This window comes from Vibrio sp. 10N.286.51.B11 (assembly GCF_041469245.1).
Lineage (GTDB): Bacteria > Pseudomonadota > Gammaproteobacteria > Enterobacterales > Vibrionaceae > Vibrio > Vibrio crassostreae_C.
Genome location: NZ_JBFRKI010000034.1, coordinates 26,072 through 45,525, shown reverse-complemented (window position 1 = coordinate 45,525; position 19,454 = coordinate 26,072). Strand labels below are relative to the sequence as shown.

The 19,454-nt window shown below is 45.1% G+C and carries 18 protein-coding genes; 9 read left to right on the top strand and 9 right to left on the bottom strand.

Annotation, left to right across the window (positions count from 1 at the left end; genetic code table 11):
- The first annotated feature begins 78 nt into the window (after nt 1–78).
- Nucleotides 79–1,263, top strand: a complete 1,185-nt coding sequence (locus AB4154_RS16865) for a cystathionine beta-lyase (RefSeq protein ID WP_017065338.1) — start codon at nt 79–81, stop codon at nt 1,261–1,263.
- A gap of 244 nt (nt 1,264–1,507) precedes the next feature.
- On the opposite strand, the gene AB4154_RS16860 is transcribed toward AB4154_RS16865, so the two are convergent.
- The 7 genes from AB4154_RS16860 to pspA form a co-directional block, all read right to left on the bottom strand.
- A complete protein-coding gene (locus AB4154_RS16860) occupies nt 1,508–2,074 on the bottom strand; it encodes a DNA-3-methyladenine glycosylase I (RefSeq protein WP_017065337.1) in 567 nt (188 codons plus the stop codon).
- Nucleotides 2,075–2,150: 76 nt separating this feature from the next.
- Nucleotides 2,151–5,261 carry an efflux RND transporter permease subunit gene (locus AB4154_RS16855; RefSeq protein ID WP_017065336.1) on the bottom strand — a complete coding sequence of 1,037 codons (3,111 nt, stop codon included), beginning with the start codon at nt 5,259–5,261 and terminating at the stop codon, nt 2,151–2,153.
- Nucleotides 5,254–6,339, bottom strand: coding sequence for an efflux RND transporter periplasmic adaptor subunit (locus AB4154_RS16850; RefSeq protein WP_017060312.1), 1,086 nt, complete (start codon nt 6,337–6,339; stop codon nt 5,254–5,256). Before AB4154_RS16850 ends, AB4154_RS16855 begins: the two co-directional genes overlap by 8 nt.
- Nucleotide 6,340: 1 nt before the next feature.
- Nucleotides 6,341–7,375: an efflux RND transporter periplasmic adaptor subunit gene (locus AB4154_RS16845; protein WP_029236444.1), complete on the bottom strand. Its 1,035-nt coding sequence runs from the start codon at nt 7,373–7,375 to the stop codon at nt 6,341–6,343.
- Nucleotides 7,376–7,533: 158 nt separating this feature from the next.
- Nucleotides 7,534–7,920, bottom strand: coding sequence for an envelope stress response membrane protein PspC (gene pspC / locus AB4154_RS16840; RefSeq protein ID WP_017065334.1), 387 nt, complete (start codon nt 7,918–7,920; stop codon nt 7,534–7,536).
- The gene (gene pspB / locus AB4154_RS16835) at nt 7,913–8,146 is read right to left on the bottom strand and encodes an envelope stress response membrane protein PspB (RefSeq protein ID WP_004734605.1); all 234 of its coding nucleotides are present in this window, start codon (nt 8,144–8,146) and stop codon (nt 7,913–7,915) included. The genes pspC and pspB overlap by 8 nt, the downstream gene beginning before the upstream one ends.
- A gap of 14 nt (nt 8,147–8,160) precedes the next feature.
- Nucleotides 8,161–8,832 (bottom strand): phage shock protein PspA, encoded by a 672-nt coding sequence (gene pspA / locus AB4154_RS16830; RefSeq protein ID WP_010440091.1) that lies wholly within the window; start codon nt 8,830–8,832, stop codon nt 8,161–8,163.
- 273 nt (nt 8,833–9,105) lie between these two features.
- On the opposite strand from pspA, the gene pspF reads away from it, so the two are divergent.
- The 7 genes from pspF (at nt 9,106) to AB4154_RS16795 (ending at nt 16,285) form a co-directional block, all read left to right on the top strand.
- A complete protein-coding gene (gene pspF, locus AB4154_RS16825; RefSeq protein ID WP_372123630.1) occupies nt 9,106–10,128 on the top strand; it encodes a phage shock protein operon transcriptional activator in 1,023 nt (340 codons plus the stop codon).
- A gap of 102 nt (nt 10,129–10,230) precedes the next feature.
- Nucleotides 10,231–11,853, top strand: coding sequence for an ABC transporter substrate-binding protein SapA (gene sapA / locus AB4154_RS16820; protein WP_372123628.1), 1,623 nt, complete (start codon nt 10,231–10,233; stop codon nt 11,851–11,853).
- Entirely contained in the window at nt 11,853–12,815 is a 963-nt protein-coding gene (locus tag AB4154_RS16815; protein ID WP_017060307.1) for an ABC transporter permease subunit, read from the top strand. The genes sapA and AB4154_RS16815 overlap by 1 nt, the downstream gene beginning before the upstream one ends.
- Nucleotides 12,802–13,689 carry a putrescine export ABC transporter permease SapC gene (gene sapC / locus AB4154_RS16810; protein ID WP_017065331.1) on the top strand — a complete coding sequence of 296 codons (888 nt, stop codon included), beginning with the start codon at nt 12,802–12,804 and terminating at the stop codon, nt 13,687–13,689. The genes AB4154_RS16815 and sapC overlap by 14 nt, the downstream gene beginning before the upstream one ends.
- Nucleotides 13,689–14,690 carry an oligopeptide/dipeptide ABC transporter ATP-binding protein gene (locus tag AB4154_RS16805; RefSeq protein ID WP_372123626.1) on the top strand — a complete coding sequence of 334 codons (1,002 nt, stop codon included), beginning with the start codon at nt 13,689–13,691 and terminating at the stop codon, nt 14,688–14,690. The genes sapC and AB4154_RS16805 overlap by 1 nt, the downstream gene beginning before the upstream one ends.
- The gene (locus AB4154_RS16800; RefSeq protein ID WP_017060304.1) at nt 14,687–15,469 is read left to right on the top strand and encodes an ATP-binding cassette domain-containing protein; all 783 of its coding nucleotides are present in this window, start codon (nt 14,687–14,689) and stop codon (nt 15,467–15,469) included. Before AB4154_RS16805 ends, AB4154_RS16800 begins: the two co-directional genes overlap by 4 nt.
- Before the next feature lie 36 nt (nt 15,470–15,505).
- Nucleotides 15,506–16,285, top strand: a complete 780-nt coding sequence (locus AB4154_RS16795; RefSeq protein WP_029235328.1) for a DUF2927 domain-containing protein — start codon at nt 15,506–15,508, stop codon at nt 16,283–16,285.
- A gap of 98 nt (nt 16,286–16,383) precedes the next feature.
- Here the strand turns inward: AB4154_RS16795 and AB4154_RS16790 are convergent, their stop codons facing one another.
- Together AB4154_RS16790 and AB4154_RS16785 are read right to left on the bottom strand one after the other, a co-directional pair.
- Nucleotides 16,384–16,773, bottom strand: coding sequence for a DUF2750 domain-containing protein (locus AB4154_RS16790; protein ID WP_004734596.1), 390 nt, complete (start codon nt 16,771–16,773; stop codon nt 16,384–16,386).
- 149 nt (nt 16,774–16,922) lie between these two features.
- Nucleotides 16,923–17,828 carry a manganese-dependent inorganic pyrophosphatase gene (locus AB4154_RS16785; RefSeq protein WP_017065328.1) on the bottom strand — a complete coding sequence of 302 codons (906 nt, stop codon included), beginning with the start codon at nt 17,826–17,828 and terminating at the stop codon, nt 16,923–16,925.
- A 201-nt stretch (nt 17,829–18,029) separates the two neighbouring features.
- On the opposite strand from AB4154_RS16785, the gene AB4154_RS16780 reads away from it, so the two are divergent.
- The gene (locus AB4154_RS16780; protein ID WP_372123624.1) at nt 18,030–19,244 is read left to right on the top strand and encodes a putative manganese transporter; all 1,215 of its coding nucleotides are present in this window, start codon (nt 18,030–18,032) and stop codon (nt 19,242–19,244) included.
- The last annotated feature ends 210 nt before the right edge of the window (nt 19,245–19,454 follow it).

The following is a 19,454-nucleotide window of genomic DNA, read 5'->3' as shown; positions in this document are numbered from 1 at the left end:
ATCCCCGCTCCGCTCTTGCTTTGAACACTCTTGGCATGTTTTAAATAGGACATAACCGATTGATAAGGAATTCACAGCATGTCCGAGAACAAAACCACTAAACTTATCACTGCCGGTCGTGATAAGAAGTGGACCAATGGTGTTGTTAACCCACCAGTACAACGCGCTTCAACTGTCGTATTTAACTCAGTAGAAGAGAAGCGTAAAGCTACGATTAACCGCGCTAACAAGACCCTTTTTTACGGACGTCGTGGAACCAACACTCATTTTGCCTTCCAAGATGCGATGGTTGAAGTAGAAGGCGGCGCGGGTTGTGCACTGTACCCGTGTGGTACGGCCGCCATTTCTAATGCCATTCTCTCTTTTGTAGAAACAGGTGATCATATTTTAATGGTTGACACCTGCTACGAACCTACTCGTGATTTCTGTGACACCATCATGAAAAAGATGGGGGTAGAGACAACTTACTACGAGCCAACGATTGGTGAAGGTATCCAAGACCTTATCAAGCCAAACACTAAGGTGCTGTTTACTGAGTCTCCAGGCTCTGTCACCATGGAAGTGCAGGATATTCCAACACTAGCGCGTATCGCTCATGAACATGACATCATCGTTATGCTAGACAATACTTGGGCGGCTGGCGTGAACTTCTCACCGTTTGATTTTGGTGTTGATATCTCGATTCAAGCAGCGACCAAATACATCGTGGGTCACTCTGATGTGATGCTAGGTACGGCAGTCGCCAATGAGAAATGCTGGGATCAACTAAGAGAGCAAAGTTACTTGATGGGGCAATGTGTCTCACCTGATGATGCTTATTTAGGGCTTCGCGGCATTCGTACTCTTGATGTGCGTCTACGCCAACACGCAGAAAGCAGCTTGAAGGTCGCAAAATGGTTAGAGACTCGTCCTGAAGTTAACCACGTTCGTCACCCTGCTCTTGAGTCTTGCCCAGGCCATGAATTCTTCAAACGAGATTTTACTGGCGGTAATGGCTTGTTCTCTTTTGTACTAAACAACTCTAATATCAAAGCGACGACAGCGTTACTTGATGGAATGACACATTTTAGTATGGGTTACTCTTGGGGTGGATTTGAAAGTTTGATTCTAGCTAACGAACCAAGCAGTTTTGACAGCTTGAGAACTGTTGCCAATCCTAATTTCGAAGGTACCTTGATACGTGTTCATATTGGGTTAGAAGATGTTGATGACCTGATTGCTGATCTAGAGGCGGGATTAGAACGTTATAGCGCTCTGATTTAATCTGAGACGATAGGTCTAATATGCAAAAAAGGCAGGATATTCCTGCCTTTTTCTGTTTAAAGCATAACTCAAAATACTCATATTCAGATACTTCAGCTCATAATACAAACCGCTCATAGTCCAGAAGCTTTCAAAGCCAATATTGAACCTTAAAGCACATCCACTTAAAGATCTCAGAGCGATGAAAAAATGGCTATGAATTTTTCAATTTCTAAGTGATTGTTCCGCTGAAATAAATAACACTTTATTTGTGTGGGCAACCGACTAAATGATCATTGACCATACCTGTTGCTTGCATAAATGCGTAACAGATTGTTTCTCCTACAAACTTAAAGCCTCTCTTCTTCAAAAACTTACTCATCGCTTTAGATTGCTCGGTAGAAGCGGGAACTTGAGACATCTCAGTCCATTGATTCACGATCACTTCATTATCAACAAATTGCCATAAGGCATTAGAAAGAGAGCCGAACTCTTTCTGTAATTCAAGCGTTGCTCGTGCATTGTTGTATACCGAAGCAATCTTACCCCTGTGTTTAACCACATCGAAGTTTTCAATGATGTGCGGCACGTTGTCTTCATTCAGCTCAGCTAGCTTGTTTAGATCGTAATTATCGAACGCGGCACGATAGCCTTCACGCTTTTTAAGGATCGTAATCCAACTCAGACCTGCTTGAGCACCTTCTAAAGTAATGAACTCAAACAGAACTTGGTCATCATAAACAGGCACGCCCCACTCTGCATCGTGGTACTCCCTTTCAAGCTCATGTTTAAGCGCCCATGCACACGTTCTATCCACTGTATTAGCTTCCATTTCGATGGTCTCTTTTAGTAATCATACATAAAAATAATGCCCCAATTAGGGGCATTATTTCAAAGGTCAGTTGACGTTAAGCCACTTCAATTTTATGGAACAAACGATACAGCACAGGCACTACGATTAGCGTGAGTACAGTCGCAAAGCCTAAACCAAACATGATGGTTACTGCCATTGGTTTGAAGAAGATATCCGGTAGTAGAGGGATCATACCTAGAATGGTGGTAATCGCCGCCATACATACCGGGCGAACACGACTCAGAGCCGCATCAACAACCGCTACATACGGATCTTTACCAGATTTCATCTCAATCTCAATTTGATCAAGTAGTACGATACCGTTCTTCAGAAGCATCCCAGATAGACTCAAGAAGCCCAACAGCGCCATAAAGCCGAATGGTGTATTCAAGGCTAGCAAGCCTGTCGTCACCCCTATCAACGCCAATGGAACCGTTAACCAAACGATCAGAGGCTCTTTCACCGAGTTAAACAAGAACACAGTGATTAAGAACATGAACAAGTAACCCAGAGGCATGGTTGTGAACAGTGACGCCTGTGCATCTGCTGACGACTCATATTCACCCCCCCATTCCAATGAGTAACCCGGAGGCATCTCAATCGCTTCAATCTGTGGTTGTAAGCGTTTCTGTAGAGTTGAGGCCGTCTCTTCACCCAATAGATCAGGATCCGCCATTACCGTTAGCATACGCTTACGGTTCTTACGGATGATCAGTGGATCTTCCCATTCTAGCTCGTAACCTAACGTTACTTGTTGAAGTGGGATGTACTCACTTAATGCTGGGCTCCAGATCTTCATGCCTTCGATGTTACGAATATCGACACGCTCGTCTTCAGGCAAACGAGCCACAATCGGCATTAACGTTGTACCATCACGATACACACCAATCGACTTACCAGAGAAAGACATTGCTAGGAAATCATCAACGTCAGATTTAGTAATACCATAACGACGCGCTTGGCTTTCATTGAACTGAGGCTCTAATACCTTAGTTCTTTCACGCCAATCGTGACGAACGTTAAATGCGCCTTCATCAGCACGCATGATGTCCATCACTTGTGCAGCGATTGAACGTAAAACCGTTGGATCAGAACCCACAATTCGCGCTTCAATTTTCGCACCGCCACCAGGACCTAATTCGATCTGTTTAAGCTTGTAGTCAATCTCTGGGAACTGACCATTTACATGTTCACGGAAGCGTTTCATTAGCCCTTCAAGTACTTCATAACTTTTCACACGAACCGTTATCTCACCGTAAGCGCTATAACTTTTCTCTGGCGCATAAGTCAGCATGAAACGTTGCAGGCCTTTACCCGCGGTTGTCGTGATATGTTCAACTTCGTCCTGCTCAGCTAGCCAACTCTCAAGCACTTTAAGCTTGGTATTGGTCGCTCGAATATCGGTACCTTCTGGCATCCACACATCCACTTGGAACATAGGTGTGGTTGAAGACGGGAAGAAGGCTTGCTTAACGAAACCAAAACCGTACACACTCGCGCCTAAACCAATAATCAGAACAAACATGGTTAACCAAGCACGCTTCATACAGAACTCAAGGAAGTTTTTGTAGATAACAAAAACCATCCCGTTGTATGGGTCCTTACCTTCGTTATCTGGATCGACCTTCTGACCTTTAAAGAACATGTCGGCAAAGAACGGCGTGAGCGAGATGGCAGTAAACCAACTCAGCATCAAGGAGATCAGTAGCACCGTGAACAAGGTGCCACAGTATTCGCCTGTTGAGTCTTCAGATAAACCAATTGGAGCAAACGCAGTCACCGCAATAACCGTCGCACCAAGCAGCGGCCATTTGGTTTGGGTTACGATATCGGTGGCGGCCTGCATCCGGGTTCGCCCCTTCTGCGTGCCGATCAATATCCCTTCCACCACCACAATGGCATTATCCACCAGCATCCCCAAGGCGATAACCAACGCGCCCAGTGAAATACGTTGTAGGTCGATCTTGAAGTACTGCATGAAAATGAATGTACCGAATACGGTCAATAGCAGTATCAAACCAATCAATAGGCCCGATCTTAGTCCCATGAAGAACAGTAACACCACGATTACGATCGCAACCGCCTGCCCTAAACTCACCACAAATCCGCTTACCGACTTGTCTACCTCTTTAGGTTGGTTATAAACCTCGGAGATGTCGATGCCGACGGGTTGTTGATACTTTAGCTCGGCCAATCTTCGATCAAACGCTTCACCAACCGCTACTACGTTCACGCCTTGCGCAAAAGAGACACCAAGGTTAAGTGCGAGCTTGCCGTTATAGCCAATGATGTTACTTGGCACTTCAACATAACCACGAGTTACATTCGCCACATCTTTTAAATAGATGAGACCTTGAGCACCACCTTCTGTCAGAATTAAATCGCCAAGCTGCTCAACATTCTGGAACTCACCCGTTGGATGAATTCGAATGTATTCGTCGCCAATTCTTACCGCACCCGCACTTGATACAATATTTTGAGTCGATAAAAGATTAAATACCGTGCTTGGAGACAGACCTAAGGAGCTTATCCGCTTCATCGATATCTCAATGAATACTTGCTCTTGTTGTTGACCAGAAACAGAGACCTTACTGACCCCATCAACCAACTCCAGCTCTCGCCTTAGATAATCAATGTAATCCAGCAGCTCTTTGTAGCTATAACCATCACCCGTCACCGCAAGCAAGATCCCGTAAACGTCACCGAAGTCATCAATGACTTGAGGATCATTGACCCCAGGTGGCAGTTCAACCTTAAGATCATTCACTTTTCGGCGAAGTTCATCCCAAATTTGCGGAAGATCGTCCGGACCATAGTTATTCTTCATCGTTACCGTTACCTGAGACAGGCCACGGCTTGAAATAGAGTTCACTTCGTCGACATAGGTAAGCTGTTGAATCGCTTTCTCTAGTGGGTAGGTAACTTCTTCTTCCACCTGCTGAGGCGTTGCCCCCGGGTATGAAGTCACGACCATTGCATCTTTGATGGTAAAGGCAGGATCTTCTAAACGCCCCAAACCGAAGAATGCTGAAACACCACCAATAAGAAAGATCAGAGATAGCATCCAGCTAATGACTTTGTTACGTATAAAGTAAGAAGCAACACCTGTGATCTGATCATCACCCTGTTGATCGTCATTTTGGGGCTTGTTATTTACTTCACTCATTGTTCGTCTCCTGAGACAATACTTCCACTGTCATCCCATCTCGCAATCGCGATACGCCTGCAACAACGACATGCTGCCCCATTTCCAATCCTTTCACTACCTGCAATGTTTCCTGGTTTGCTTTTCCTAACACGACTTGTTGTTTCGAGACTGTCTTGTCGTCGTTAAGAACCCACACATAAGAGTTTTTACGATCCAGTTCATCACCGTCTGCATTGAATACCGCTTCGATCGGAATAAGTACACCAGCTTTTAGCTCCAAACCGATATCCCGCCCGTTTGAAGTCACATCAACGGCCATACCATCAAGAATCAAATCGTCTTCTGGCATCGGCAAAGCTAATGTAACCGTGAAGGTACCCGTACTTGGATCGGGTTCAGTGGTGAACTCTTTAATACCTGCGGTGTATTCATTACCGCTTGGCACTCTCACCACAGCTTCCACGTTCGAGAGGAGCGTTTCATTGGGTTGATTCACATAAATTTGGTCAGGGAGCTGAATCACAACTTCGACATCCTCAACACTGTGAATGTTCACAATCTGTTGGCCTACCTGAATATTTTCATATTGGTCGACACTGACTCGAGAAATAATCCCATCAACAGGCGCACGAAGCATAGTGAACGATAAGCGCAGTTTCGCCAGTTCCAACTCGGCATAAGCAATCTGGCGTTGAGCGGCAATTTCATCGAATTGCGACTTAGCCAATAAGCCTTTCTTCACTAGCGGACTCGAACGTCGGTATTGACTATTGATTACCGTGTAACGAGCTTGAGCATTGTCCACATCCAATTGATAATCGGTAGGGTCAAGCTCGGCAATGATGTCCCCTTTGGCAACTCGTTCACCTTCCTTCACATCTAGCTTGAAGATTTCACCCGCAACTCGGAAACTGAGGTGAGCCTTCTCAGCAGCGTTTGCTACCGCAGGGAAATAGAGTTTGTCGCTAAAATCGATGACTGAAATCTCGATAGCTTTAACCAAGGGCGTGTTATTCACTTCTACAGCTTGCTTATCTTCACAAGCCGTCAGTAAGGCTAAACACGACAGGCCAGCAGCCACTTTAAGTGTTTTCATGTTATAGCCCCCTTTCCTTGATCCACTCTCGAACTTTAATGCCCGACTCAAGACCATTGACGCCAGAAGTCACAATGCGATCGCCATCGTTCAATCCAGAGACGATATGGCGTTTTTCATCGATGACAATGGCAACATTTTCAACAATGCCGTCGCTATTCACACGCCATACAGAGACATCATCCCCATCGGTCATCATTGCTGACGTTGGTATTTTGGTGGCCGCCGCTAACGATGAAACGAGATTTACCGAGCCAGACATACCGGGCAAAATACCCACATCGGTTGGTCTTTCCATTACCATGGTGACTTTGTACGAACCTGTTTTCGGGTCAGCTTCGGTATCCACTTCTTGGAAGGTTAAAACGTAAGAGTTTTCAGGAAACGCATCAAAAACCATGGTTGCATCCATCTCGAACCCTGATGAAAAGCGCGTAATAAGTTGGTCGGGTAATAAGAAGACGACTTTAAGAATTTGATTGGTTTGAATATTCATCACGCCTTGTTTAGCCGCAATGTATTCATGGTTTTCAGCAGGAATGATGGAAATGGTTCCGTCATACGGCGCAACCAAAGTGGTGTAGCGAAGATTCGCGTTAGCTTGATTAAGCACCGCGCGAGCTGAATTGTGGTTCGCTTTCGCTTGGTCGAAATCTTGCTCTGATACCACACGATCTTTACGAAGTTTGATCGCACGTTGATATTGAACATCGGCTAGCTGAAAATTCGCTTTTGCTTGCTTCTCGAGTAGTTGATATTCATCGGGATTTAACTTAGCAAGCTCGTCGCCTTTAGACACGTGCTGCCCAGCGGTCACATCGATGCTCTGCAATAACCCAGGAACACGGAATGCGAGTACCGCTCTGTCACCAGCTTCTGTGGTAGCAGGGAAATTACGCTCAAAGGCATTATTACCGACGGAGACAGTGAAGAGTTTGGCGGGTCTGGACTCAGGTTCAGGCACGGGAGGAAGCTCCTTACCACACCCAGACAACCCAGCTAAGGCAGTCAATAGGACAAGGGAGGCTCTATACATTGGTGATCATCCATATCTATAAATATTTTTATAACATAGATTAATCACATGTAACTTACCAGTCAGCGTAAGATTTATTTAGAGAAAATTATTAAAAAAAATAACGGCTTGGAATAAATTTTCCTAAACCGTTATCTAATCCTTTTTAGGTTTTACCACTACATGTTCTTAAATTCACGATTAACTTTAAACGTATCTGAGGTGACATAAGCTTCCATGTTGCGGACACTGGTCTCTAACTTCTGGAAATCACCCTCTAAAGTGTTCAATAGCGACTCTGCAGTTTGCCCTTTTTCCCAAGGCTTTTGCTTCAGCGTATGCTCTTGTTTCGCCTTCATTTGGTCGACATACTGAGGTGGTTGTTTTTCAAGCATAAATGTCAAAGCTAAATACGCTAATAACACCAGAAAACTACCACCAAGCAGTGCTGCTGAGATAACTAAGATGCGAACCAACCACACTTCAAGGCCAAAATAGTTCGCTAACCCTGCACACACACCAGACAATTTGCCGTTAATCGTGTCGCGATACAGTTCTCTACTCATAGTTTCGTCTCCAGTTAGGCGACTCCGCATCCAGTATTTTTTCTAGCGTTTTCACTCGGTCTTGCATGGATTCGGCTTGCGCAGAAAGCTTATGCAGACGTTGAAGATCCGTTTCAGAAAGACCATTGCTGGATTTCTTCTTGCTGCGGTAATGTAAGAATAACCATAGCGGTGCCACGAAGATTAAAAAGACAATCAGTGGACCTGCAATTAGAAATGTTGACATAGACAACTCCTAGATTATTTATCGCGGTTTTCAACTTGTTGCTTCAGTTTCGCTAGCTCTTTTTCGATTTCATCTTGAGCTTGTAGCTCGGCAAACTCTTGGTCTAAAGATTTTGCGTTGCCAGTCTTAGCGTAAACGTCCGCTTCAGCTTCTAATTCATCCACTTTACGCGAGAATTGCTCAAACTTCGCCATTGCTTCGTTGGTTTTGCTTGAGTGCAGGTGTTTTTGAACATCACGACGGTTGCTTGCCGCATTGTTACGAATCATTAATGCTTGTTGCTTTGCACGAGTTTCTGCGATCTTTGTTTCAAGTTTACCAATTTCACTCGTCAATTTTTCGATGGTTTCATGAACCAAGGTTTGTTCGGTGTGAAGGCTCTTGATGATGTCTTCCAGTTTTTGCTTTTCGATTAGCGCCGCTCTCGCCAAATCTTCGCGTTGTTTGGTCAGGGCAAGTGTCGCTTTATTTTGCCAATCTAGAATCTGTGTTTCGATAGCTTCTACTTTACGCGCTAGCTCTTTCTTGTCAGCAATTGCTTTTGCTGAGTTGGTACGAACTTCAACTAAGGTGTCTTCCATTTCTTGGATAATAAGACGAATCATCTTTTCTGGATCTTCAGCCTTATCTAATAGTGCACTGATGTTTGAATTTACAATGTCTGCAAAGCGAGAAAAAATACCCATGAGGAACTCCTTAATTACAATGATGGCAAATGCGTTTCAAATCGTTGTGCGACTTTATCAATCCACTTGCTCAAAAATTTACGTTTGTTGTTAAACCTACCATAAATAATCCAAGTAGCGTGCCAACTTTAAAGCCATTTATTATCAGTTACTTACAATAAAATGGTGATTAACTCGAACCATGCTATGATGAATTTAGCCAAGTATTGGTATTTTTCACCACTATGGCTCTTACATGACCTCTCCAGCGATTAATTCATACAAGGACCCGCTATGCAGCAGAACCTCATTGGTGAATCACCTAGCTTTCTCTCTGTGTTAGATAAAGTTTCCCAACTCGCACCAATAGAAAGACCCATTCTGATCATTGGCGAACGTGGCACAGGTAAAGAGTTGATCGCACAAAGACTGCATTACCTTTCAAGACGTTGGGATCAACCTTTGATCTCATTGAACTGCTCAACCTTAAGTGAAGGTTTGATTGATTCAGAACTGTTTGGTCATGAATCGGGATCCTTTACGGGTTCGAAAGGGCGTCATCAAGGTCGTTTTGAAAGAGCAGAAGGCGGAACGCTGTTTCTGGATGAGCTGGCGACCACTCCCCTTGCGGTTCAAGAGAAACTACTGCGCGTTATTGAATACGGGCAATATGAACGTGTCGGTGGGCAAAAGGCGCTAAGTGCCAATGTCAGACTGGTGTGTGCAACCAATGCCGACTTACCAGACATGGCATTAAAGGGCGAATTCCGAGCAGACCTATTAGATAGACTGGCGTTTGACGTCATTACTATCCCTCCTTTGCGTGAGCGAAAAGAAGACATCATGCTACTGGCAGAATATTACGCCATTAAGATGTGTCGTGAATTGGAATTGGAGTTGTTTGTTGGCTTTGCCCCCTCTGCCGTTGAATCGCTTTTGGATTATTCTTGGCCAGGGAATGTACGAGAACTCAAAAACGTCATTGAGAGAGCTATCTATCAGCACGGAAAAGATCCATATCCTATTGAATATTTGGTGTTTAACCCATTTAAACCCGCATGGAAAACAGAGCAAGATTCCTCTCCGGAAACTGGCAATGAGCCGTCTAACAGCCATACTTCATCAGAGAGCTTGTTTTCTTTGCCGCTTGATTACAAAGCATGGCAAGAACAACAAGACATCAAGCTACTCAACCAAGCCCTCAAACAGTGCAAATATAACCAGAAACAAGCCGCAGAATTACTTGGGTTAACCTACAACCAATTACGTGGAATGGTGAGGAAGTACGCGATTGTCGGACAAGCTAACGATAAATAGCTGTCCACGCTTGATTATTATTTGGAGCCGAATAAATAAAATGTTAAATTGTCCGGATCTTGAGGCTCCTCTAACGCCTCGTTTCGAAAAGTATTTCTTTTTATGAAAGCACTAATAAGACTATCACTGAGCATCTGTACGCTGAGCTTTCTCGCTGGATGTGGTGAGAGTGTGAATCACGAGCAAATCCGCGAAAAAGGCTTCATTTATTGCGGCCAAGGTAATCCTAGTACCTTCAACCCACAACTGGTTGATAGTGGTATTACCGCAGAATCGCTGAGCCCTCAAATCTTCGATACACTGCTCACTCTTGATCCAATGACTTACCGACCAAGACAGAACTTGGCGACAAGTTGGTCTGTTGATAAATCAGGTACAGAGTACACTTTCAAACTGCGCCCAAATGTTGCGTTCCAAACTACAGACTGGTTCACCCCAACTCGTAGCATGAATGCACAAGATGTGGTGTTTAGCTTTGAACGTGTCATTGATAGTTCAAACCCATTTCATTATGTGGGCGGCGGCCTATATCCATGGTTTGCCGGCATCGACTTCAAAAACCTGATTGTCGATATCACTGCCGTTGACGACTTAACGGTGAAATTCCAATTAAGTCGCCCAGACAATTCATTTCTCAACAATATCGCCACCAGCTATGCGGTCATTCACTCTAAAGAATATGCCAACAAGCTCATTGCAGCGGATGAGAAAAATCAAATCGATTCCAACCCTGTCGGCACCGGACCTTTCTACTTAGATGAATACCAAATCAATGATCTAGTTCGCTTAAAAAAGAACAAGCATTACTGGAAGGGTGACGTAGAAATGGACCAAGTTGTGTTTGACACATCACAACGAGGGACTGGGACACTTGCCAAACTCCTTCGCAGTGAATGTGACGTGTTGAACTCACCGATTTCTAGCCAAATTCCTATTATTCAAGCTCATGAAGAGTTGCAGATTTCCGCCACGCCTGCGGTCAATGTCTCTTTCATCGCGCTAAATACTGAGCACCCAGCCCTGCGTGACTCTCGAGTACGTAAAGCATTGAATTTAGCCATCAACCGTCAGAACATTCTTGATTCTGTATATTACGGTACCGGTACTAAGGCCTATACATTGCTTCCTCCTACTTCTTGGGCTCACCAAAAAGACAGTGTTCAAGTTCGCTACGACCGAAACTATGCGGTTGCGCTTCTCAAAGAAGCTGGCGTTGAACCTGGGTTAGAGCTTTCAATGTGGGTACCACTAGAGCCACGCGCATACAATCCAAGTCCAAGAAAAACGGCAGAACTTATCCAAGCAAACTTAGCCGATATTGGTATTGAATTGAAACTCTATACCGACGACCGATTTGACCGCACACAGTTGTCCTCTATTTCCTCAACAGACTTGTTGCTTACAGGCTGGATAGGCAATACCGGTGACCCGGACAACTTCTTACGTCCGCTGCTCTCATGCAGCTCTGAGCGTGCAGGGTTAAACGTCTCGATGTGGTGTAATTCAGACTTTGATTTCCTTCTCGACTTAGCATTAGAGATCAATCAACAAAGGCACCGTGTGAACTTGTACCGACAAGCCCAAAACATTCTCAATGAAGAAGTTCCTGTGATTCCTTTAGCTCATGGCGTGCAATTTCGCGTGCACGATCGTTCGCTAACAGGCTTTAAAGCAAGTCCTTTCAATGCCCAACCTTTTGATCAAGTCAGAAGAGAGGTGCAGTAATGTTTTGGTATACATTAAGACGTGTAAACTTATTCGTTATTACGCTAGGAATTCTGACCTTGGTAGGTTTTTCCCTGCTTCGATTAGACCAAACCTCACCTTGGGCAATTCAAGATTTTTGGCCCGGTTGGATTAGCTATATCACTGAATTATCGACGCTAAACTTTGGCCTAAGCAAACACGGTGTGCCTATCATCGATGAGTTGGTCCTGGTGTTCCCTGCAACGCTAGAGCTGTGCTTCTTTGCCTTTGTGTTGGCACTCATCATCGGTATCCCTTTCGGCACCATTGCTGGTATGAGACAAGGTAAATTTGTTGATACCACCATATCGTTCACCTCAATGGCCGGTTACTCTGCGCCTATATTTTGGGTCGCGTTGCTGATGATCATGGTGTTTTCACTGCACTTTGAAATGTTCCCAGTTGGTGGCCGATACGACCTACTTTACGAGATTGAACACGTGACTGGATTCGCGATGATTGACGCCTTTTTTGCCGAGGGTCGCTACCGTGCGCACGCACTACAAAGTGTTATCGAGCACATGGCGTTGCCTTGTCTTGTTTTAGCACTGGCGCCAACGACTCAGGTCATCCGATTGATGAGAGCGTCAGTGGCTGAAGTAATGACGCAAAACTACATCCGCGCTGCGCGAATTAAAGGTCTTTCCACTAGAGAGATCATCACGCAGCACGTGCTAAGAAACGCGATACCTCCGATTATTCCTAAGGTCGGTGTTCAGCTATCGAGTATGTTAACGCTTGCTATTGTTACCGAGTCTATCTTTAACTGGCCGGGCATTGGCCGCTGGTTATTGGATGCCTTATCGAATCAAGATTACGTTTCAATTCAAGCTGGTGTAATTGTGGTGGCTACCTTAGTTTTGACCGCTAATATTCTGTCCGATCTACTGGGCGCGATGATCAATCCACTGGTAAGGAAGGAATGGTATGCTAACAAATAACGTCTACCAAGAAGAACAGATTCCAACCCAGTTCGAACGTTTCTGGCGCAGCTTCCGCAGCAATAATCTAGCTATGTTTGGCTTGTGGTGTTTGGTGCTTATCATTCTGGTCACCGTCACTTCACCGTGGCTAGCCCCGCATGATGCACAAGAACAAACCGGTCACCTATTAACGCCGCCCTCTTGGGATCCTGCGGGAACGGTAGAATACTTTTTGGGTACGGATGACTTAGGCAGAGATATTCTCTCTCGCCTAATAATTGGCTCTCAGTTAACCTTCGGCGCCGCGGTGGTGATTACCTTTATCGCAGCCGTCATTGGTTGTCTGATTGGCGTACTTGCTGGTATGACGCGCGGTTTACTATCAAGCACGCTAAACCACCTGCTTGATACTGTTATGTCGATTCCATCTCTTCTGCTGGCGATTATCTTCGTGGCATTCCTTGGCTTTGGGGAGTTTAATATCTTGCTCGCCTTGTGCTTGGCACTGATCCCGCGCTTTATACGCTCGGTGTACATTGCCGTGCATGCTGAAGTAGAAAAAGACTATATTCTGGCTTCTCGCCTTGATGGTGCGAACGATTTTTACCTGCTATGGAACTCAATCCTTCCGAACATCCTTACCGTGATCGCTCTTGAAGTTACGCTGGCACTGTCAGTCGCAATTCTTGATATCACGGCTTTAGGTTTCCTAGGGCTTGGCGCTCAAGCACCGAGTACCGAATGGGGCTCCATCTTGGGTGATTCGGTCGAGTTGATTTACCTTGCGCCATGGACAGTTACCCTACCCGGCTTAGCTATTATGTTTACAGTTATCGTGATTAACCTCGTCGGTGAAGGTGTTCGCCAAGCGCTAAATGCAGGAATCGAATAATGCCGTTACTTGATATTCGACATCTAACCATCGAGATTGAGACCCCTCAAGGGATGGTTAAAGCCGTAGATCGAATGAGTATTACCCTCAATGAAGGGGAAATTCGTGGCTTAGTAGGTGAATCAGGCTCAGGTAAGAGTTTGGTTGCAAAAGCGATCGTCGGAGTATGTAAAGAAAACTGGAAGGTTTCTGCAGACCGAATGCGCTTAGGTAATATCGACCTACTGCAACTGACGCCGAAAGAAAGACGCCGAGTGATCGCCCGCGATATCGCAATGATCTTCCAAGAGCCATCAACGTGTCTTGACCCTTCTGAAAAAGTAGGTAACCAGCTCGTTGAAGCGATCCCTTCCCATTCGTTTGAAGGTCGTTGGTGGCAACGATTTAAGTGGCGTAAGAAGCAAGCGATCGCATTACTACACAAAGTCGGCATCAAAGACCACTCTCGCCTAATGGACAGTTACTCTTATGAGCTGACAGATGGTGAGTGTCAAAAAGTCATGATCGCAATGGCGATCGCTGCCAAGCCAAAAGTCTTGATTGCTGACGAGCCAACCAACGATTTAGACCCAATTACACAGTCTCAAATATTGCGTCTTTTGAGTCGTATGAACCAGATCAATAACACCACCATCGTGTTGATCGGCCATGACTTAACCACCATTACCCAATGGGCGACTCGCATTACCGTGATGTACTGTGGTCAATCGGTAGAATCCGCTGATACACCGAAGCTGTTGGATGCACCAAAGCACCCGTACACCGTTGCTTTGTTAAAAGCGATGCCAGACTTTAACGACTGGATTCCCCACAAGGAGAAGCTCCAGTCTTTGCCGGGGTCAATTCCACCGCTGCAACATCTTCCTATTGGTTGTCGATTAGGGCCTCGCTGCCCATACGCACAAAGGCAGTGTGTCGGGATCCCACATACGAAACGTATCAAGAACCATAAGTTCAACTGTCACTTCCCTCTGAATATGGAGAAGAAAAAGAAATCATGAGTGCATTATTAGAAGTCAGTGATTTGTCTAAAGACTTTACGACTCGCTCTGGTCTTTTCCGTAAAAAGATTCATCAGGCGGTGAAGCCAGTTAGCTTTTCTCTTGAAGCAGGCCAGACAATTGGTTTTATCGGCCAGAATGGTTCTGGTAAATCAACATTAGCCAGAATGCTCGCAGGCATGGTGGAGCCAACCGCAGGCGAGATCCGCGTGAATGGCGAAAAGCTAGAGCACAAAGACTACTCGACTCGTTGTAAGCTGATTCGAATGATCTTCCAAGATCCGAATACGTCACTTAACCCGCGCATTCAGATCGGTCGAATTCTTGAAGGTCCATTAAAGCGAAACACCAACATGCCTCCAGAAGCTCGTATGCGTCGTGTGAAAGACACACTACTGCGCGTAGGCCTTCTACCGGAACATGCGTATTTCTACCCTCAGATGCTTGCTGCAGGCCAGAAACAAAGGGTTTGTTTGGCTCGTGCCTTAATACTTCAGCCATCCATCATTGTTGCTGATGAAGCTTTAAATGGTTTGGACATGGCAATGCGCTCGCAAATCATCAATCTGTTCTTAGAGTTACAAGAAGAGATGGGCGTATCGTTCGTTTATGTATCTCAACACCTCGGTATTGTTAAGCACATTACCGACAAGATTATTGTCATGCATGAAGGCAATGTGGTTGAGAGTGGGGAAACAGATCAAGTGCTAACCAATCCAACTCACCAAATCACCCAAAGATTGGTTGAGAGCCATTTCTCCAAAGCGCCGAACCACTAACCTGGAATCACGCTACATTTAGCAGAGGGGAAAAGTATGTATCGAACAGCTTCAATGCTTCCCCTCTTGTTGGTGCTGTTGTCCTTTAACGCGACAAGCACACCGCTCACATGGCTAGATAGAAGCTTCGTCGAAACTGCCTTTTATAACGTCGCGCTTCAACACGAATACTCCCAAGGCAACAAACCGCTCGCCAAGTGGAAACAACCGATCAAGATTTGGATCGATCATCGAGTGGGCGATGAGGAACTGCATCAAGAGATCACAGAGCTTCATATCAAACACTTATCTGAAGTCACCCAACATCCAATAACAATCGTCAGTAAAGAGTCCGAAGCGAACGTTAAATGGATATACACAAGGCAGAGCCAGTGGGTATCTGAGGCGAAATCGGTGCTCAAGCTCAAATCAACTCAACATTTAAATAGCGCCATCTGCACGGCGGGCTATAGAACCAATTCTAAAGGCGAGATTGTATACGCTGGGATTGTAATCCCGGTTGATCAGGCAAGATCGCGAGGTAAGCTGGTCGCCTGTATCGTGGAAGAGATCACACAAGTTCTAGGCCTGCCGAATGATTCAGATAAAGCCTACCCTTCTATTTTCAACGACCACACGCCAGAAGACTTATTATCGCCGTTAGACGTAGTGCTACTGCAATTGCTGTATGAACCAGAATTGAAAGCTGGAATGACAAAATCTGAAGTAAAACCTATCGTTCGAAAGATACTCAAGAGATACAGCAAAACAGGTGTGCTTCAGCAAGCTTCTAAAGCCGCACAGCAAGCGCCTTTGTATCAGTTGATTGGGTATTGACGAATATACGTTGGAAGCAACTTAGATGGGATAATTGAATGATAGCGCTGCCTAAGAAAGGCAACGCTGACTTACGATGTTACTGTATTACGAAAGAACTAGCGCTTAGCTGCCTGCTTTTTCAATTCGAAGTCGAACTCATCCGGGAACAAGATAACGCCTTCTTCTTGCTCGTTCGGGAATACTACAACAGCAAGTTCGTCGTCTTCTAGACCGTTCGTCCAGCGACTGTGCCATTTGTTCAACGAAATAGACTCAGCTTTACACTCAGACCAATCACCCGTTGCCCATGATTCTGCGAACTCTTGGTTTGGCCATACTGGAACACAATCTTCATCTTCTGTGTTCAGCATTACACAACCGTGTTCATCGGTTAAGATCCATACTTCACGGTTTGCTACGATTTCTTTCACACAGTATTTCAGGCGTTGCTCGCCCGTGTACTTGTTGATTTCAGCGATTTTTTTATCGTCTAGCTGTGTAGTCATCTTAATTTCCTACTTTAGTCAGTAACTTTGCTCTTAAAGCTATTTTATGCCGAGTGTTGTTAACTTCAAACATTATCGATGAAGAAGAAAGTCTACTTCAAAGAAAAACGCCTGCTAAATAAGCAGGCGTTTAATATTAAGCGACTTGATTAAACAAGCTCACCTTGTAGCCAAGGCCAGCCTTGCTTCTTACGGCTTAGTGTATTTTCCATCATTAATACGCCGCCTTTCTCGTGCTTAACCAATTTCTCAGCCCACTCACCTTTGTATAGAAGACGAGTTTGAGCAGTAGTGATATCTGTTAGCATTACCGCAGCGAACGCTAGACCGTCTTTCTCACAACGCTCTTCAAGATCAGCTTCTAGCGCTTCGATCATGCCGTCTACTTGCTCAAGAGTCGCAAGTTCAACTTGACCAACAACAACATCACGACCGTTGAATGGGTAGCCTTTAAGGTCTTTTTCTACTAGCTGTGCAGCAGATAGGCCTTCGATGTTTGTTTTTGCGATTAGAAGCGCTTTGATGAATGCATCAACGTCAGTTACGCCAGCAATTTCAGCAAGCTCAGCAACCGCGTCTTTGTCTTTTTGAGTACATGTTGGAGAAGCGAAACCAACTGTGTCTGAAAGAATTGCAGACATCATTAGTTTAGCGATTTGTTGAGAGATTGCGTGACCTTCAATCTTGAACATGTTGAAAAGTACAGTGTTTGTACAACCAACAGGCCAGATCCAAGCTTCCATTGGGTTTACTGTCATCACGTCGCCTAGACGGTGGTGATCAACAATACCTACGATCTCTGCATCAGCAACATCATCTGGTGCTTGTGCTAGATCTGAGTAGTCTACTAGCCAGATTTTCTCACCAGCAACAGAAGTACGAAGCTCTGGCTTTTCAGCACCAGCGACTTCTAGAATGTGTTGAGTTTCGCGGTTGATCTCGCCTTGGCGAATTGGTGTCGCTTCCTCGCCACGAGCCTTAAGAAGCTCAGTTGCAACTAACGCACTACAAATACTGTCACTATCAGGGTTTTTGTGACCAACAACTAAAATCATGTTTCTTCCTATTACACTAACAATTATGACTCTACCTTTAGAGCCTCTCTTTATTAGCCATACTTTACCTCATTTTTTTAGATTGGTCATGTTTCGTGGGTTTAGCCAATAGTAACAATAGATAAAAAAACAACAAATGCAATTGATAATTATTATCATTCGTATATATTTATCTTAAGCCACTAATTTTGAGTAACACCTATGGATCGACTAATCTCTTTTTTGCCAAGCAGTAGTGCTGCGAAAACAACTCAGTTTTCACTGTCATTTAAGCGCCTGCTTTTGCCTGTCTCACTTGCAGCTTTGGTTGCAGCCCCAGCTACACGAGAGCTGACGGTGACTACTTTGTCAGACGCGTTTTGGGCAGTGTCTTGTTATGTTGCTTTAACCTTGGCTATTTACCACTGGTTAAGTCTGTACATAAACAAAGATAACGTCTTCAATAAGCTCGTCCATCAATCTCGTTCAAACCAAGTGGTATTCGCGGCTCTCATGGGCGCGTTGCCCGGCTGTGGCGGTGCGATAGTGGTAACCACACAATTTATCTCGGGAAAACTCGGATTTGGTGCGGTAGTTGCGGTGCTCGTCTCAACCATGGGTGACGCGGCGTTCCTGCTCATAGCGAGCGAGCCTAAGACAGGTTTAGCCATGATGGCGATGGGCGTGATCGTGGGTACTGCGTCAGGCCGAATCATTAACTTGTTTCACGCAGACGACTTCTTACGCCCAAAAAAAGCACAGAAAAATGAAGTGGTGAGCAGCTGTGCTTCTCAATCTCAAGACAAAGAATCGGTCTCTAAAAAAGCGATAAACCTGCAAGGTTACCTGTGGTCTGTACTGATTATTCCGGGTGCTGCCGTTGCCCTACTTGGCTCTTTTCAAGTCGATGTGAACGAGCTGCTCGCTTTGCCTGAAATGTCGATGGAATGGGCGGGGACAGTTTTGCTGATCAGCTCGATGTTTCTGTGGGGGCTAACCCGTGAAATTGAGGATTACAAATCAGCCGTGAGTGAGGACGAAAAGTGTATAGGCTCTCACCCATTGCAAAAGACCGCTCAAGATACAAACTTTGTCACCGCTTGGGTGGTGGTTGCCTTTCTTTTCTTTGAATTTGGCTCTGTGATAGCAAATGTTGATTTTGCGACGCTATTCTCAAGCTGGGGCATCATGCTCCCCCTGGCTGGCGTGTTGATGGGTTTGCTACCGGGCTGTGGACCGCAATTATTGGTCACTAGCTTATACCTTTCAGGCGCCCTGCCACTTTCGGCTCAGGTAGGTAACGCAATTTCAAATGATGGAGATGCGCTATTCCCTGCGATTGCGATGGCACCGAAAGCAGCACTGGTCGCAACCTTGTATTCAAGTGTGCCCGCTTTAATCTGTGCTTATGGCTATTGGTTTATGTTTGAGATCTAACTTGATCAGAGTTAACTACATAGGCTTCTGTAAGGTCGGTACTTTGTATCGGCCTTTTTGTTTCCGCCTGCTTAAGTCTTTCCACAGGTTCTTTTTACATTCCCTTCCTGCTTCACTGCTTCTACCACCTCTCTCAAACAGCGCGTTACAGCCTGTCTCAAAAACGCCCTCTATTAGCCCTGTATAATGCTTATTTAGAAACACCAACAC

What these genes read in the sequence shown, in the direction of transcription:
- AB4154_RS16780 (WP_372123624.1), top strand. Translation starts at nt 18,030, where the DNA reads ATGGATCGACTAATCTCTTTTTTGCCAAGCAGTAGTGCTGCGAAAACA.
- sapC (WP_017065331.1), top strand. Translation starts at nt 12,802, where the DNA reads ATGCTAACAAATAACGTCTACCAAGAAGAACAGATTCCAACCCAGTTC.
- pspA (WP_010440091.1), bottom strand. Translation starts at nt 8,832, where the DNA reads ATGGGTATTTTTTCTCGCTTTGCAGACATTGTAAATTCAAACATCAGT.
- sapA (WP_372123628.1), top strand. Translation starts at nt 10,231, where the DNA reads ATGAAAGCACTAATAAGACTATCACTGAGCATCTGTACGCTGAGCTTT.
- AB4154_RS16785 (WP_017065328.1), bottom strand. Translation starts at nt 17,828, where the DNA reads ATGATTTTAGTTGTTGGTCACAAAAACCCTGATAGTGACAGTATTTGT.
- AB4154_RS16805 (WP_372123626.1), top strand. Translation starts at nt 13,689, where the DNA reads ATGCCGTTACTTGATATTCGACATCTAACCATCGAGATTGAGACCCCT.
- pspF (WP_372123630.1), top strand. Translation starts at nt 9,106, where the DNA reads ATGCAGCAGAACCTCATTGGTGAATCACCTAGCTTTCTCTCTGTGTTA.
- AB4154_RS16865 (WP_017065338.1), top strand. Translation starts at nt 79, where the DNA reads ATGTCCGAGAACAAAACCACTAAACTTATCACTGCCGGTCGTGATAAG.
- pspC (WP_017065334.1), bottom strand. Translation starts at nt 7,920, where the DNA reads ATGAGTAGAGAACTGTATCGCGACACGATTAACGGCAAATTGTCTGGT.
- AB4154_RS16845 (WP_029236444.1), bottom strand. Translation starts at nt 7,375, where the DNA reads ATGTATAGAGCCTCCCTTGTCCTATTGACTGCCTTAGCTGGGTTGTCT.
- AB4154_RS16790 (WP_004734596.1), bottom strand. Translation starts at nt 16,773, where the DNA reads ATGACTACACAGCTAGACGATAAAAAAATCGCTGAAATCAACAAGTAC.
- AB4154_RS16855 (WP_017065336.1), bottom strand. Translation starts at nt 5,261, where the DNA reads ATGAGTGAAGTAAATAACAAGCCCCAAAATGACGATCAACAGGGTGAT.
- AB4154_RS16815 (WP_017060307.1), top strand. Translation starts at nt 11,853, where the DNA reads ATGTTTTGGTATACATTAAGACGTGTAAACTTATTCGTTATTACGCTA.
- AB4154_RS16850 (WP_017060312.1), bottom strand. Translation starts at nt 6,339, where the DNA reads ATGAAAACACTTAAAGTGGCTGCTGGCCTGTCGTGTTTAGCCTTACTG.
- AB4154_RS16860 (WP_017065337.1), bottom strand. Translation starts at nt 2,074, where the DNA reads ATGGAAGCTAATACAGTGGATAGAACGTGTGCATGGGCGCTTAAACAT.
- AB4154_RS16800 (WP_017060304.1), top strand. Translation starts at nt 14,687, where the DNA reads ATGAGTGCATTATTAGAAGTCAGTGATTTGTCTAAAGACTTTACGACT.
- AB4154_RS16795 (WP_029235328.1), top strand. Translation starts at nt 15,506, where the DNA reads ATGTATCGAACAGCTTCAATGCTTCCCCTCTTGTTGGTGCTGTTGTCC.
- pspB (WP_004734605.1), bottom strand. Translation starts at nt 8,146, where the DNA reads ATGTCAACATTTCTAATTGCAGGTCCACTGATTGTCTTTTTAATCTTC.